Origin of the sequence: Nocardioides zeae (assembly GCF_010686755.1) — a bacterium.
Lineage (GTDB): Bacteria > Actinomycetota > Actinomycetes > Propionibacteriales > Nocardioidaceae > Nocardioides > Nocardioides zeae.
Genome location: NZ_JAAGXA010000011.1, coordinates 115,191 through 128,816 on the forward strand (window position 1 = coordinate 115,191; position 13,626 = coordinate 128,816).

Consider the following 13,626-nt stretch of genomic DNA (forward strand, 5'->3'; position numbering starts at 1 on the left):
ACTCGTTCCGCGGGGAAGCCGACGTCCCAGGCACCGGAACTGGCGCCCGTTCCAGCGAACGGGACGTTCGCTCGTGCGCGGCGCCAGCGTCCCGGAGGGTGAGGCCCCCACGGGCGCTGCGGCTCCGGGCGCGCGCCCCCGAGCGAGAAGAAGGTCCACCACGATGCAGGAGCGGCGATTCGCCTGTGCCAGCGACGAGCTGGAGCCGGGCACGTCGATGACCGTGCCCGGCGATCCCCCCGTCGCGGTGTTCCGCAACGAGGCCGGCGACTTCTTTGCCACCGCGGACACGTGCACGCACGAAGACTGGTCACTCGGGACCGACAGCGACCTCGACGACGAGGAGGTGACCTGTCCCCTCCACATGGCGCGCTTCGACATCCGTACGGGCAAGCCGCTCTGCTTCCCCGCGACCGTCGCACTGGCCACGTTCGAGGTGGAGGTAGCCGCGGACGGCCGCGTCTACGTCGTGGTCTGACCCGGTTCCGGCCACCGGCACAGGGCGTTGAGGCAGGGGAGTGTCCACTGCGACCTTCGCAGCGTGACCACTTTGATCGTCGGGGCCTCGGTCGCGGGCATCCGCACCGCGCAGGCCCTCCGCATGGTCGGGCACCGCGACGCCATCACGCTGATCGGCGAGGAGCTCCACCAGCCGTACGACAAGCCGCCGTTGTCGAAGGAGTGCCTCGCCGAGCCGGGCGAGCCCGTGCCGCTCCTCAGCAACGACGATCTCGTCGCACTCGACGTCGAGCTCCGGCTCGGTGTGCGGGCCACGTCGCTCGATGCGGAGCGACGCGTGGTCAGGACGTCCACGGGGGAGTCGTTCGACTACGACCGGCTGGTCATCGCGACCGGGGTGACACCCCGCTCGTTGCCGGGTGCGCAACACCTGGCCGGTGTCCACACCGTACGCACGTACGACGACGCCGCGGCGGTGCGCGCTTCCCTCGCGGCCGGCCGGCGGGTCGTGGTCGTCGGCGGCGGGTTCATCGGCGCCGAGGTGGCGTCAGCGGCTCGCGCGCAGGGTCTCCCGGTCGACCTCGTAGAGCCCCAAGACGTCCCCATGACCCATCTCTTCGGCGTCGAGGTGGCGACGGAGATCTCCAGGCTGCACGAGCTCAACGGCACGGTGGTGCACGCCGGTGTGGGGGTTGCGGGGCTGGAGGGTGACGGTGGGGTGACCGGGGTCCGGCTCACCGACGGTCGCCGGCTCGACGCGGATCTCGTCGTCGTCGGTATCGGCGCCGCTCCGGCGACCGACTGGCTGCTCGGTTCGGGACTGCCTGTTGACGACGGGGTTCTCTGCGACGAGCAGCTGCGGGTCATCGGTTTCCCGGACGTGTACGCCGCGGGAGACGTGGCGCGCTGGCCGATGCCCTTCGGTGAACGCCCGGTTCGCGTCGAGCACTGGACGAACGCGAACGAGCACGCGGCGCTCGTGGCCGCCACGATCACCGGAGGTGCGCCGCCCCGACCGCAACCGCCGTACGTCTGGTCCGACCAGTACGGGCGGCGCATCCAGATCGTCGGAACACCGCGGGCAGGCCGAGCCGCGAGGCTCGTCGGTTCGGTCACGGAGGCTGCGTTCGTCGCGATCTTCGCCGACGACGACGGACGCACCGTCGGGGCGCTCGTGCTCGACGACGCCCGCACCCTGATGCGCTGCCGCAAGGCGGTCGCCGCTCGGACGCCTGTCTGCGAGCTCCAGCTCGGTGTCCCGGCTGCCGTCCGCGCGTGACACACCCGACGAGTCGCATCCGCGGCTCGCGACAACCTCGAAGGAGAACGATTCATGGCACTGACCGCTGAGGGCATCATCGAGGTCCCCGGTATGTCGAGCCTCTGGGCGCGGCTCGGCAACGGGGCGAAGGCTCACTACATGTTCGCTGGCGAGGACGGTCCGGCAGTGGTCCTGCTGCACGGGGGACTGCCCGGCAGCTCGGGTGCAGCCGGCTGGCGCTTCACCGCCACTGCGCTGGCCGAGGCGGGCTTCCGCGTCTACTGCCCCGACATGCCGGGATTCGGCCTGTCCGACCCGGCGGAGCAGTACCGTCCGCGCGGCCTCCACGACCACGTCGACTTCATCCAGGACTTCGTCGACGCGGTCGGCTTGGACACGTTCCACATCGCCGGCAACTCGATGGGGTGCATGAACACCGTGTCGTACGTGACGGCGCACCCGGAGCGCGTGCGCAGCTACATCCTCATCGCTGGTGACATCGGTGACATCGTCGACGACCAGGAGAAGCCGCGCGGCCGGCTCGACCTCTCCTTCTACGACGGGTCGCGCGAGGGCATGCGCAAGATGATGGCGGCAATCCTCCACCGTCCCGAGACGGTCAGCGAAGACCTGGTCGAGATGCGCTACCAGGCGGCGTCCCGTCACGCAGAGGGCTACAAGATCCTCCTCCCCAACATCCACGCCTTCGCCAACTTCGCCGAGTGGAGCGACCCCAACCTCAAGGCCCGGATGTCGACCAAGGGTCGGTTCGACCAGATGACGATCCCGGGTCTGTATCTCTACGGTCGTCAGGACATCCTCACGCCGGTCGAGTGGGGCTACGTGCAGGAGGACCGCCTGCCCAACGTCCAGTTCTTCTACCCGGACGACTGCGGGCACCAGGGGCAGACGGACCGGCCCGACCTGTTCAACCCGGTGTTCGTCGAGTTCTTCCGCGACGGCCAGGTGTCGCGCGCGACTGCCGACGCTGCCGGCGTGTCCGATCGACGTCCCGAGATCAGCGCGTACGTCGCCCCCGCGTGAGCTCCAGAAACGCACACCACCCACATCACGCGTGACCACGAGGAGGCTTGATCATGGGAGAAGCAATCGGCCTGGGAATCACCCACTACCCGTTGCTGGCCGCGACGGACGAGTACATGGCGGCGCTCATGTCGCAGGTGCTCACTGATCCCGACATCCCCGACGATCGGAAGGACCCGGCCAACTGGTCGGATCTCGCGCAGCAGGAGTGGTCCGACGACCGCGGTGCGGCCGCGGCGGCCGGGCACCGCAAGTCCTTGCTGACCAACCTGGCCGCAGCGAGGCAGACGTTGGACGAGTTCGAGCCGGACCTGCTGATCGTCTGGGGTGACGACCAGTACGAGAACTTCCGTGAGGAGGTCATTCCTTCGTTCTGCATCCTGGCGTACCCCGACACCGAGGTGGACCAGCTCGCGGTGCTGGACGTGATGTCGCTTCCGAACGCGTGGGGTCTCCCCAGTGGTCAGCGGATGGTGATGCGGGGCAACCAGCCCTATGCCAAGAAGCTGGCCCAGGACGTGCTGGCGGACGGGGTGGACGTGGCGTACTCCTACGAGCCGCGGCGGGACATCCACCACTTCCCGCACGCCTTCGCGAACACCCAGGTCTTCCTGGACTACGAGAACGTGGGCAAGACCTTCCCGTACCCGATCGTGTCCGTCGCCGTGAACTGCTACGGCGAGCACGTGATCGCCCGCCGTGGCGGGATCGCTCCTTTCGCCGAGATCCTGGGAGGGGAAGACCTCGACCCGCCCGGTCCCTCGCCGCAGCGGTGCTACGAGTTCGGTCGCGCGGTCGGTCGCTCGGTGCGCAAGAGCGACAAGCGGGTCGCGCTGGTGGCCTCCGCGAGCTGGTCGCACGCCTTCCTGAACGACAAGGACTGGCACCTGCGTCCTGACACTGCGGCAGACCGCGAGCTCTACGACGCCATGGTCCGTGGCGACCACGACGTGTGGACGTCGCGGACGGTGCGGGACATCGTCGATGCCGGCCAGCACGAGATGCTCAACTGGTTCTGCCTGCTGGGCGCGGTCTCAGAGCTCGGGTTGGAGCTCGAGAGCAGCGAGTTCGTCGAGACCGAGGTCTTCAACTCGAACAAGGCGTTCGCGACCTTCCGCTGACGCCCGACGAGACGAGGTGGGCCCGACCGTCCTGTGTCGGGCCCACCTCGTCTCGACCTGCGCGGCGTGGGAGTCAGCCGGTCGAGTCCCACGGAGCAGGATCGGTGATGGTGCGCGGCAGCAGACGTGCGCGCTCGTCGTCGTCACCGATGAACTCCGTGCAGCGCGTCTCGAGCTGCCGAACCGTGCGCCGCAGTGCTTCCTCGGTGCGACCGCAGACCGTCCCACCGGCCTTGCCCGACGGCCCGGACAGGGTCAGGGCACCGACGGCGACACCGTTGACGACCACCGCCATCGCCGTGCTCTCGTGACCTACCTGGGCCTCTCCGTACTCCCGTGCGACACCGGACTTCCGGACGATCCGCAGGTGTTCGACGAACTCGCTCGAGTCGGTGATCGATTGGGGAGTGAGCAGAGGCAGACGCTCCGGCATGAACGCCAGGAGATCGTCCAGATCTTCCTCGGCGAGCAGCGCCTTGCCGGCAGCCGTGCAGTTGGCCGGCAGACGTGCGCCGACGCGGCCGAGGTTGAAGGTCTCGCCCAGGGGTGAGAGCCGCTCGATGACGACGATGTCGAACTGGCGGAGCACGGCGAAGCTGACGGTGAGTCCGGACCACCGCTGGAGAGCGACGAGGAAGGGGATCGCCAGCTCACGCATGTTGGCAGCGGGGGTGGTTGCCCCCAGCTGCAGGAGACCCAGCCCCAGCTTGTAGCCGGAGCGGTGGTGCTCCAGCGCGCCCAGGTCGACCAGCCGGGCGAGGAGGCGGTGCACCGTCGACTTCGGCAGCCCCGAGGCGCGGCTCAGCTGGCTGAGGGTCATCACCCGGTTGCTGTCGTTGAACGAGTACAGCAACTCGAAGGCCTTGTTCAAGATCGAGGCGACCTCGCCGCCTGTCTCGTTCGATCGTGCGTTCATCGAGTGGCGCTCCCATCATCGTTGATGTGAAGCGCAATCTATGACGATAGTCACCTTGGATCAAGGGATCTGTGGCTCCGCTCTGCGCGGCAGCGTTTCGGTGGCTAGAACTCGTCGTTGCCCTCCTGTGTCGAGTTCCTACGGTGGACGCAGTCCTGACCTGGAAGGTGCAGCTTGACCCTCGACGACGCCGTGGTGAGTCCGATGATCGACCTCCACGCCCACCACTTCCCCCGCGCGCTCACCGAGAGCTCGACCACTCCGACAGGGCCGCGCTGGCCGCACCTCCGTCCCGGCACCGATGGCCGTGGACAGATCATGGTCGGCGATGCGGTGTTCCGGCACGTGACCGCGGACCTGTGGGACGTCGAGACCAAGCTGCTGGCACTCGACCGTGCCGGCATCGGTGTCCAGGTCGTCTCGCCGGTCCCCGTGATGCTGTGCACGTGGGCGGACGCAGCCGACGCCGCGGCGTACTGCCGTGCCGTCAACGTCGCGTTGGCAGAAGACGTGGCGACCGCCCCGAGCCGCCTGCGCGGTCTGGGCGCTGTGCCGCTGCAGGACGTCGAGCGGGCGGTCGTCGAGCTGCACCACGCCGTCGCCACCCTCGGACTGCTCGGCGTCGAGATCGGCACATCGGTCGAGGGCGTCGACCTCGACGACCCCCGCCTGCACCCGTTCTGGGCTGCGGCCGAGGACCTGGGTGCCGTGGTCTTCGTGCACCCCATGGACGGCGGCGGCGGCGTGGTCAGGCGCGCGGGACAGCCGTACGACTTCGGCCTCGGCATGCTGACCGACACGGCGATCGCCGCCGGCGGACTGGTCTTCGGCGGCGTGCTGGCGCGCTTTCCCGCGCTCAAGGTCGTCCTCGCTCATGGCTGCGGCAGCTTCGCCTGGAGCTACCCGCGTCTGCGGCTCGGCGACCAGGTCTGGAACGGGGGAGACCCGGCGATGTCCGACGATCGCGCGCGGTCGCTGTGGGTGGACACCCTCGTCCTCGATCCCGAGCACCTCCGGATCCTGGTCCACCGATTCGGTCCGGACAAGGTGGTCCTCGGTACGGACCATCCCTTCTTCCCCGCGGTGACCGCGGGCGCCCGCGACTTCGTCGGCGACGCTGTCGCCTCCGGAGCTCTCACGCGGGCGCAGGGGGAGGGGGTGCTGCACAGGAACGCCGCGGAGCTGCTGGGGCTGGGCAGCCCGTCGACCACGCAGCCGGCCGAGACGTCATGAGCGGCGGATCCGAGGACAGCGTCGTCGTCGTCGGTGCAGGCCCGGTCGGCCTGATCCAGGCGCTCAGCCTCGCTCGGGCCGGCTTTCGTGTGACGGTCCTCGAGGCACGCCCTGCGGTCGGTGGATCGTCGCCCGGTGACGTTCACCACCACTGGGTCACGCTCCCGCTCCTCGACCGTCTGGGAGTTCTTGGCGAGATCCTCGCCGTCGGCAGCGTTAGTCCGTCCATCTTCTTCCGGGTCGGTGCCCGGGGCGACCTGCTCAGCCTCGACCTCGACGTGTTGGCCTCGCACACGCCGTGGCCCTACAACCTGCAGGTAGGTCACGCAGAGCTGACGGACGTGCTCCTGCGCCACCTGCAGAAGGAGCCGGAGGTCCGTCTCCGGCTCGGCGCCACGGTCATCGACGTCGATCAGGATGCCGAACGCGTTCGGGTGAGCTGCGACGACGACGGAGACGGCTTCGACGTCGACGCGGCCTGGTTGGTTGCGGCCGACGGCGCGCACAGCGTCGTGAGACGTCGGCTCGGACTCGGGTTCCCCGGTATCACCTGGCCGCAGCGGCTCGTGACCGTCGAGCTGGAGGCCCCCATCGCCGAGCTCGGCCTCGCCGGTGCCGGAGCGGTCGCGGACCCCCGCCTCGGTGCGATCGTCGCTCGCGTCGGTGCCACCGATGCGTGGCGCTACGTCTATGCCGAGGACCGCGCGCTCCCCGAAGAGCTGCTCGACCAGCGGATGCCCACGCGGATCGCGGCCGGCCTCGGACCCGACCTGGTGGAGGCAGTGGTGAGCCATGCCGCGCACCGCATCCACGAACGGTCGGCGCCCACCTTCCGTGTGGGGCGGGTGTTGCTCGTCGGCGACTCGGCCCACGTGACCAATCCGTCCACGTCCATGGGCGTGCTGTCCGGTGTGGGCGACGCGCTGTCTGCGACCGCAGCCCTCGTGGAGGTGGCTGCCGAGCCGCCCGGCAGCACTCGTGGCGACAGGATCCTGGACTCCTGGTCCCGGGTGCGGCGCTCCATCTTCGTGGACCATCTCTCGCCAGCGTCCGCCGAGCAGAAGAAGGTCATCTTCGACCTCGAGGACCAGAGGAGCGTCGAGCGTGAGCTCGCGCCCTACCGCGAGGCGGTCCGGGATCGGGATCGGCGCCGCGACCTGCTCCTCGCATCTGCGCACGCCGACCTGTTCGGCGTGGTCGAGACCTGAGGCCCTGGGGCCCAGGACTCGACCACGCCGTTCTCAGGTGCCGGCCACGCGTCGGGTCGGGAGGCCGAAGGGGGAGACGCCGATCTTGCCTGCGTCTTCGAGCCGTGCGATCTCGTCGGCCGAGTAGCCGAGCTCGCCCAGGACCTCGTGGTTGTGCTCGCCGAACAGCGGCGAGTGGCGTGGGAGGTCGCCGCTGTCGAAGGAAAGACGAACGGGAGCTCGCAGGTGCACCACGTCGCCGTTGAGCACGTGGGGGAGCGTCATCGTCCGACCGCGAGCGATGAGCCTCGGGTCCTGGTGCACATCGAGGCCGGTTCCCAGCTCGGTGGCGGGGATGCCGACAGCCCGGAGAGTCTCGAGGACGTCCTCAGCCGAGGACGATGCGACGAGAGCGCGAACGGCCTGGTCCACCAGGTCCCGGTGGTCCGTCCGCCATGCGAGCGTGCCCCCAGGGGCGTCGACCGGCGAGGCGCTCCGCAGGTCCTGCGACAGGAGAGCGGACAAGGACGACCACTGCTGCTCGTCGGTGACCGACAGTGCGACCCAGCGCTGGTCCTTCGAGCGGTAGACACCTTGCGGCACCGCCGACACGGAGTCGTTGCCGCGGCGGCTGATGGGAACTGCGGTGCGGCTCGAGGCGATGACCGGTGCTGCCGTCAGCTGGATGGCGACGTCGCACAGCGGGATCTCGACATGTGCACCGTGGCCCGAGAGCACCTGGCGGCGCACGGCGGCGAGCGCGACCAGCGTGGAGCTCGCGGCAGCGATCGGATCGATCGTCGTGCCCGTCACCGTCGGCGGACCGTCGGCGTAGCCCGTGAGGTCGGACATGCCGCAGGCTGCGTCTGCGGAGTAGGTGAACCCGGGCACGTCCCGCCAGGAACCCTCCGACCCCCACGCGGGCAGTCGCAGCACCACGGCGCCCGGGCGCAGCTCCTCGATGCCCGCCGCGTCCAAGCCGATGGAGTCCAGCACGCGCGGCGAGAAGTTCTCGACGACGATGTCGCTGCTGGCGATGAGCCGACGGACGATCTCCGAGCCGTCGGCGTCCTTGAGGTCCGCGGTGAGGGAACGCTTGCCCCAGTTCGTCCCGGTGAACGACGCGCCGAGCTCCCATGCCTCGGGCGTGCCCGCCAGGGGGCCGCCGAAGCGCAGCAGGTCGGGTCGCATCACCGACTCGAGCTTGACGACGTCGGCGCCGAGCTCTGCGAGCGCGCGGGTCACGAGGGGGCCTGCCTGGAAGCTGCCCATCTCGACGACGCGCGTGCCCCGCAGCGGCCGCTGCGGGTCGCCGGGCGATCGTCGCTGCCGAGCAGGCCGTGGTCCCCAGTCCGCAGCGTCGGCCTCGCCGCGGTGCGGGCGCGGCATCGGTTCCCAGACGACGCCGTCGACGCGGTGGGCGGGCCGCGGCTGGACGAAACCGTCCGGGTGAGTCACGAAGGAGCCGCGCTCGGCGTAGGGCGGCAGGTCCCGGACGCTCGTCGACGTGCTGACCGGAACGATCGGCACACGCGCGGCGGCGCCGGCTCGGACCAGCTCGTCGACGGTGTGCTGTCGTGTGTAGCTCCTGATCAGTGGCGTCAGCTCGTCGATGAGGTCCTGGCGGTCGATGAGCTGGTCGTAGCGCGGGGACGCGAGCTCTGGCACTCCCGCCATCGTGCGGAAGTCGATCCACTGCTGCGGCGTCACGCACACGACGCACACCCAGCCGTCGGCCGCCTCCTCGATACCCGGTACGGGGGCCACGGGGATGGCGTACGGAGTGTGCTGCTCGTGCTGGGCGAAGACCCAGGGGAACTGGAGCGAGGAGACCAGGGACTCGTAGCGGGAGACATCGGCGTCGACCGGCGCCGTGGCCGCCTCCGCGCCGCCGCCCGCCTCGCGCGACATCATCCCGGCCACGACCCCGATGGCCGCGTGGATCGCTGACGCGAGGTCCCCGAGGGGCACACCTGTGACGACAGGAGGGAGGTCTCCGGTCGGGTGGAGTGCCGTCAGGCCCGCCTCGGCCTGCAGCGTGAACTCGTTGGCCGGCGTCGGGGGGGCGGTCGACCCGTAGTCGGAGATCGAGACGACGACCAGGTCAGGACAGGCGTTCCGGAGCGACCGAGCCACCTCGAGCAGCCGCGGGTCGTCGCACACGACTGCGTCGGCCCGCGCCACCAGGGCCGGGTGCTCGGCGGCGAGGTCCCAGGTGCGGGTGGTGACCGACCGCTTGCCCCCGTGCATGTACGCGTCGAGGTCGCGCGCGGCAGCCTCGGAGACCTCCGAGGCACCGTCGTGCTCGACGAGCACCACGGTCGCCCCGGCGTCCCGCAGCAGCTTGCCGGCGTAACCGACCGCCGCACCGGTACCGATCTCCAGAATCACAACGTCGTCGAGCACGGCTCTCCTCACCTCGGGGGCCTGGAGCATCGCCCGGTCCTCCCGCCGCCCCCACACCAGGTTCCGACGACCGGAACCGACAGCGGGGAGCCAGGACGAGCCGGGAGGATCGCGTCTTTCCCGGCAACCGGAACGCTTGCTTGTGGCGCCGGGCGGGCTCGGAGCACGGTCGGGCTCCCGGACTGACGTCCGAGATTCCGTGAGCCAGGCCGTGCAGGCCTCTCAGGCACGAAGGAGACCCCACCACATGCTCAATCTTGCCCTGGACGGCGACCAGCAGGACGTCGTGGAGATGACGCGCGACCTCGGCGCAGCTGTGCTCTCGCCCGCGGCCGCCGCGACGGAGCGCGGTGGCGCAGTGGACCCGGCCGCCTGGCAGGCCCTGTGCGGCAGTGGGCTGACCGTCCTGCTGTCGGAGGACCTGGGGGGCGACGGCATCCCGAGCACGGTCACGCAGATGACAGCGCTCGAACAGCTCGCCCACGGCGACCCGCAGGCAACCATCGCCGCCGCCTGGAGTGGGTCTGCTGCTCTCTTCGTGTCCGAGCACGGATCGGCGATGCAGCGTGCCGCTCTGCGCGATGCCGCGGTGACGGGTCCGAGCCACAGGGGTGCGGTAGCGCTCTACGAGTCCGCCGGCAGCCACGAGATCGCAACCACCGTCGAGACCGACGGTGCACGGGTCCGGGTACGTGGACGCAAGGTGGCGGTCCCGTTCGCGGAGCGGGCCGACACGATGATCGTCCTCGGGCGCGACCCCTCGAACCACGAGCTCCGCGCCGTCGTGGTCCCACCCGGCCAGGAAGGGATGACCGTGCGACCGCGTGCGGGCTCGCTGGGTCTCGACGCCACGGAGCAGGCGGTGGTCGACTTCGACCTCGAGCTGCCCGTCGAGCACCTGCTCGCCCACGAGGGGCTCGGGTTGACGGTGGCGCGCCACCGCCTCATCCTCGCCGCCGTGCAGACGGGCATGGCTCAGCGAGCACTCGAGTACGCGGGTGACTACGCATCCCAGCGGATCGCCTTCGGCAAGCCGATCGCCTCGTTCCAGGGCATCTCCTTCCTCATCGCTGAGGCGTTCGCTCGGACGGAGCAGGCGCGTCTCGAGATCCTCGACGCCGCGTCGCTCGTCGACGACGGTGCCCCGGAGGACCAGGTCACCGCCGCGGTCGACGCCGCCGTCAGCTACGCCAGCGAGAACGCCGCCGAGACGACGCGTAACGCGGTCCAGGTCCTCGGCGGTCACGGCTTCATGACCGAGTACCCGGTCGAGAACTGGTACCGCATCGCGGCCTTCCTCTCGACGGTCGACTTCGACCCGCTCGCCTCCGCCTTCCAGCCCGCCTTCTGAGCCCGACCCCGAGGAGCACCGATGAGCACCACCGCCGACAGCACGGCAACGTTCGAGCTCAGCCCCGAGCTGGAGAAGTACGGACGACAACTGCGTGAGTGGTCTGTCGCCGAGCTGCGTCCGCGAGCACGCACGGCCGACACGGAGAAGAAGAACCCCGACGACTGGGATGCGATCCTCAACACGTGTCCGGTTCCCCTGGGTCGCCCGGATCGGGACGACGACGAACGTCCGAAGTTCGAGGACGGCTACTGGGTCTCCCAGCTCGTGTTCTACGAGAACGTCTGCTACGGCGACCTCTGGGCACTGCCGCTGCTGAGCCCGGGCATCGGGCACCTGGTGGTCGCCGAGATGGGGACCGCGGCGCAGATGGAGACCTGGTATGCCTCGGCCATGCGTGGCGAGTCGGTGTCCGGGTTCGCGTTGACGGAGCCCCACTTCGGGTCCGACACCTCCCAGGTCGCCACCACGGCTGTCCGCGACGGCGACGAGTGGGTGCTGAACGGCTCGAAGATCTACTGCACCAACGGGGCCCGGGCCGACTGGGTGACGGCGTTCGCGACCACCGACAAGACCCTGGGTGGAAAGGGCATCGCCTGCTTCGTCGTGCCCACCGACACGCCCGGCTTCTCGGTGCCCAAGCCCAACGAGTCGAAGCTCGGCATCCGCAACTGGATGACGTCGGAGCTGCTGTTCGACGACTGCCGAGTGCCGCTCGGCAACAGGCTCGGCTGGGACGCAACAGGCCCGGCGGACACGAGCCAGATGTCGGGCCAGCACGGTGCGCTCGCGGCACTGTCCAACAACCGCCCGAACATGTCCGCCATGGTGATCGGCATCGCCCAAGCCGCGCTGGACCTCACCTCCGACCTGCTCGCGGAGCGACGGAGCGACATGTCGACGCGTCGCTGGGACGCGGCGTCGAACGACATCGCGCGGATGAATGCGGCGCTCGACCGCTCGCGACGGATCAACTTCAAGGCTGGTTTCGTCATCGACCACGGCGCCAAGAACAGGTACAGCCCGGCCATCGCCAAGGCCTTCGCGCCGCAGACCTGCGATCGCATCATTCGTCGCTGCATGCAGCTCCTCGGTGCCGAGGGCGCGTCGAAGGACCTCCTCCTGGAGAAGTGGTACCGCGACTGCAAGATCGCGGACATCTTCGAGGGGTCCAGCCAGGTCCAGCGCATCATCGTCGCCCGCGAGGTCGTCGGCCGGATCGCTGGCTGACCGCGGTTCTCTTCCCGGAGGTCCTTCCATGACACTCACCGCTTCGAATCCCGACGTCGTCGGACCCCGCGCCTCGCTCGAGACCCACCACGAGGTGGAGCAGTTCCTCTTCGACGAGGGTGAGCTGCTCGACCAGTGGCGGCTCCACGAGTGGCTCGAGCTGTTCTCTACTGATGCCCACTACGAGGTCCCGACCACTGACCTGCCCGATGGCGATCCGTCCAAGGACCTGTTCCTGGTGCACGACGATCGGTTCCTCCTCGAGCAGCGGGTGAACTCCCTGCTGACACGCGCTGCACACGCCGAATACCCGCACTCGGTGACCAGGCGACTGATCACGAACGTGCAGGTCCGCGAGGGTGCGGAGCGCCAGCTCCACGTCCGTGCGAACTTCGCCGTCCACCGGTTCCGGTCCGGGGTGGCCGACACCTATGTCGGCCAGTACCGTCACGTGATCGAGCGAGATGTCGACGGCGGGTTCGTCTACCTGCGACGGAGGTGCGTGCTCGCCAACGACGTGCTGCGACCGCACGGGAAGGTCAGCATCCTCCTGTGACGCGTCTCCAAGAACGGACCGCCGTCGTCACCGGAGCCAGCGCCAACATCGGCGGCGCCCTCGCCCGGGGCCTGGCCGCTGCCGGCGCGCGTGTCATCTGCACGGACCTGGTGGCTGAGGTCGCCGAGGCGACGGCTGCAGCGATTCGACGGGAGGGGGGAGAGGCGTTGTCCGTGGCGGGGGACGTCACGGACCCCGCACACGCGACCGAGGTCGTGGATCTCGCCACCGAGAGGTGGGGCGGCATCGACGTGCTCGTCAACAACGCGATGGTGTTCAACCACAAGGGTCTGCTCACCATGCCCATCGACGAGTACCGCCAGCAGCTCGACGTCTGCCTGACGGGTGCGCTCGTCTTCACTCGCGCCGTCGCCGAGAGCATGATCGCCGCTGGACGCCCCGGCAGCATCATCAACGTTCTCTCGACCGCGGCGTGGCAGGGCCAGCCGGGCAACATCGGGTACTCGACGGCCAAGAGCGGCCTGGTGAACTTCACCCGCTCGGCGGCCATGGAGCTCGCCGAGCACGGTATCCGGGTGAACGGTTTCACGCCGACGGTCACTCAACCGAGTGATCCAGCAGTGGAGGTCCTCCTCCGGGGTGTGGCCTCGAAGGAGAATGCTTACCCCAACGACTTCTACGGCCTGATGCCCCTGTCGTCACTGCCCACCACCGACGACTACGTGCCGGCGGTCGTGTTCCTGGCGTCGGACGACTCCCGGATGATCACGGGCAGCAACATCACCGTCGATGCCGGTGCCACGGCCAAGTACTGGCCCTGGATCCCGCGACGATGACGTGGCGCGATCGCTGATCCCTCAGCGTGACTACGGCGCCGGCCGCGCGATCGCGCGGCCGGCGC

12 protein-coding genes are annotated in these 13,626 nt (G+C 69.5%); 10 read left to right on the forward strand and 2 right to left on the reverse strand.

Features of this window, described 5'->3' with window-relative positions; genetic code table 11:
* Window positions 1-163: 163 nt before the first annotated feature.
* The 4 genes from G3T38_RS15705 (at window position 164) to G3T38_RS15720 (ending at window position 3,885) form a co-directional block, all read left to right on the forward strand.
* A complete protein-coding gene (locus tag G3T38_RS15705) occupies window positions 164-478 on the forward strand; it encodes a non-heme iron oxygenase ferredoxin subunit (protein WP_163773259.1) in 315 nt (104 codons plus the stop codon).
* A gap of 63 nt (window positions 479-541) precedes the next feature.
* A complete protein-coding gene (locus tag G3T38_RS15710) occupies window positions 542-1,738 on the forward strand; it encodes an FAD-dependent oxidoreductase (protein ID WP_163773260.1) in 1,197 nt (398 codons plus the stop codon).
* A gap of 54 nt (window positions 1,739-1,792) precedes the next feature.
* Complete coding sequence (locus G3T38_RS15715; RefSeq protein WP_163773261.1) at window positions 1,793-2,764, forward strand: alpha/beta fold hydrolase; 972 nt, start codon at window positions 1,793-1,795, stop codon at window positions 2,762-2,764.
* 53 nt (window positions 2,765-2,817) lie between these two features.
* On the forward strand, window positions 2,818-3,885 hold the full coding sequence (locus tag G3T38_RS15720; protein WP_163773262.1) for a DODA-type extradiol aromatic ring-opening family dioxygenase: 1,068 nt from the start codon (window positions 2,818-2,820) through the stop codon (window positions 3,883-3,885).
* Window positions 3,886-3,958: 73 nt separating this feature from the next.
* Here G3T38_RS15720 and G3T38_RS15725 read toward each other — a convergent pair whose 3' ends face one another.
* Complete coding sequence (locus G3T38_RS15725; RefSeq protein WP_163773263.1) at window positions 3,959-4,801, reverse strand: IclR family transcriptional regulator; 843 nt, start codon at window positions 4,799-4,801, stop codon at window positions 3,959-3,961.
* Between the two features lie 174 nt (window positions 4,802-4,975).
* On the opposite strand from G3T38_RS15725, the gene G3T38_RS15730 reads away from it, so the two are divergent.
* Window positions 4,976-6,034, forward strand: a complete 1,059-nt coding sequence (locus G3T38_RS15730; protein ID WP_163773264.1) for an amidohydrolase family protein — start codon at window positions 4,976-4,978, stop codon at window positions 6,032-6,034.
* Window positions 6,031-7,242 carry an FAD-dependent oxidoreductase gene (locus tag G3T38_RS15735; RefSeq protein ID WP_163773265.1) on the forward strand — a complete coding sequence of 404 codons (1,212 nt, stop codon included), beginning with the start codon at window positions 6,031-6,033 and terminating at the stop codon, window positions 7,240-7,242. The genes G3T38_RS15730 and G3T38_RS15735 overlap by 4 nt, the downstream gene beginning before the upstream one ends.
* Before the next feature lie 33 nt (window positions 7,243-7,275).
* Here the strand turns inward: G3T38_RS15735 and G3T38_RS15740 are convergent, their stop codons facing one another.
* Entirely contained in the window at window positions 7,276-9,657 is a 2,382-nt protein-coding gene (locus G3T38_RS15740) for a CaiB/BaiF CoA-transferase family protein (RefSeq protein WP_163773266.1), read from the reverse strand.
* 217 nt (window positions 9,658-9,874) lie between these two features.
* Between G3T38_RS15740 and G3T38_RS15745 the strand changes: the two genes are divergently transcribed.
* The 4 genes from G3T38_RS15745 to G3T38_RS15760 are packed head-to-tail and all read left to right on the forward strand — an operon-like array spanning window position 9,875 to window position 13,561.
* Window positions 9,875-10,978 (forward strand): acyl-CoA dehydrogenase family protein, encoded by a 1,104-nt coding sequence (locus tag G3T38_RS15745; protein WP_163773267.1) that lies wholly within the window; start codon window positions 9,875-9,877, stop codon window positions 10,976-10,978.
* A 21-nt stretch (window positions 10,979-10,999) separates the two neighbouring features.
* Window positions 11,000-12,208, forward strand: coding sequence for an acyl-CoA dehydrogenase family protein (locus G3T38_RS15750; RefSeq protein ID WP_163773268.1), 1,209 nt, complete (start codon window positions 11,000-11,002; stop codon window positions 12,206-12,208).
* 28 nt (window positions 12,209-12,236) lie between these two features.
* Window positions 12,237-12,764 (forward strand): aromatic-ring-hydroxylating dioxygenase subunit beta, encoded by a 528-nt coding sequence (locus G3T38_RS15755; RefSeq protein WP_163773269.1) that lies wholly within the window; start codon window positions 12,237-12,239, stop codon window positions 12,762-12,764.
* Window positions 12,761-13,561: an SDR family oxidoreductase gene (locus G3T38_RS15760; protein ID WP_163773270.1), complete on the forward strand. Its 801-nt coding sequence runs from the start codon at window positions 12,761-12,763 to the stop codon at window positions 13,559-13,561. Before G3T38_RS15755 ends, G3T38_RS15760 begins: the two co-directional genes overlap by 4 nt.
* The last annotated feature ends 65 nt before the right edge of the window (window positions 13,562-13,626 follow it).

Bases quoted from the DNA above. Each gene is read 5' to 3' on its own strand.
- G3T38_RS15705 (WP_163773259.1), top strand. From the start codon at position 164: ATGCAGGAGCGGCGATTCGCCTGTGCCAGCGACGAGCTGGAGCCGGGC.
- G3T38_RS15715 (WP_163773261.1), top strand. From the start codon at position 1,793: ATGGCACTGACCGCTGAGGGCATCATCGAGGTCCCCGGTATGTCGAGC.
- G3T38_RS15720 (WP_163773262.1), top strand. From the start codon at position 2,818: ATGGGAGAAGCAATCGGCCTGGGAATCACCCACTACCCGTTGCTGGCC.
- G3T38_RS15725 (WP_163773263.1), bottom strand. From the start codon at position 4,801: ATGAACGCACGATCGAACGAGACAGGCGGCGAGGTCGCCTCGATCTTG.
- G3T38_RS15735 (WP_163773265.1), top strand. From the start codon at position 6,031: ATGAGCGGCGGATCCGAGGACAGCGTCGTCGTCGTCGGTGCAGGCCCG.
- G3T38_RS15740 (WP_163773266.1), bottom strand. From the start codon at position 9,657: ATGCTCCAGGCCCCCGAGGTGAGGAGAGCCGTGCTCGACGACGTTGTG.
- G3T38_RS15745 (WP_163773267.1), top strand. From the start codon at position 9,875: ATGCTCAATCTTGCCCTGGACGGCGACCAGCAGGACGTCGTGGAGATG.
- G3T38_RS15750 (WP_163773268.1), top strand. From the start codon at position 11,000: ATGAGCACCACCGCCGACAGCACGGCAACGTTCGAGCTCAGCCCCGAG.
- G3T38_RS15755 (WP_163773269.1), top strand. From the start codon at position 12,237: ATGACACTCACCGCTTCGAATCCCGACGTCGTCGGACCCCGCGCCTCG.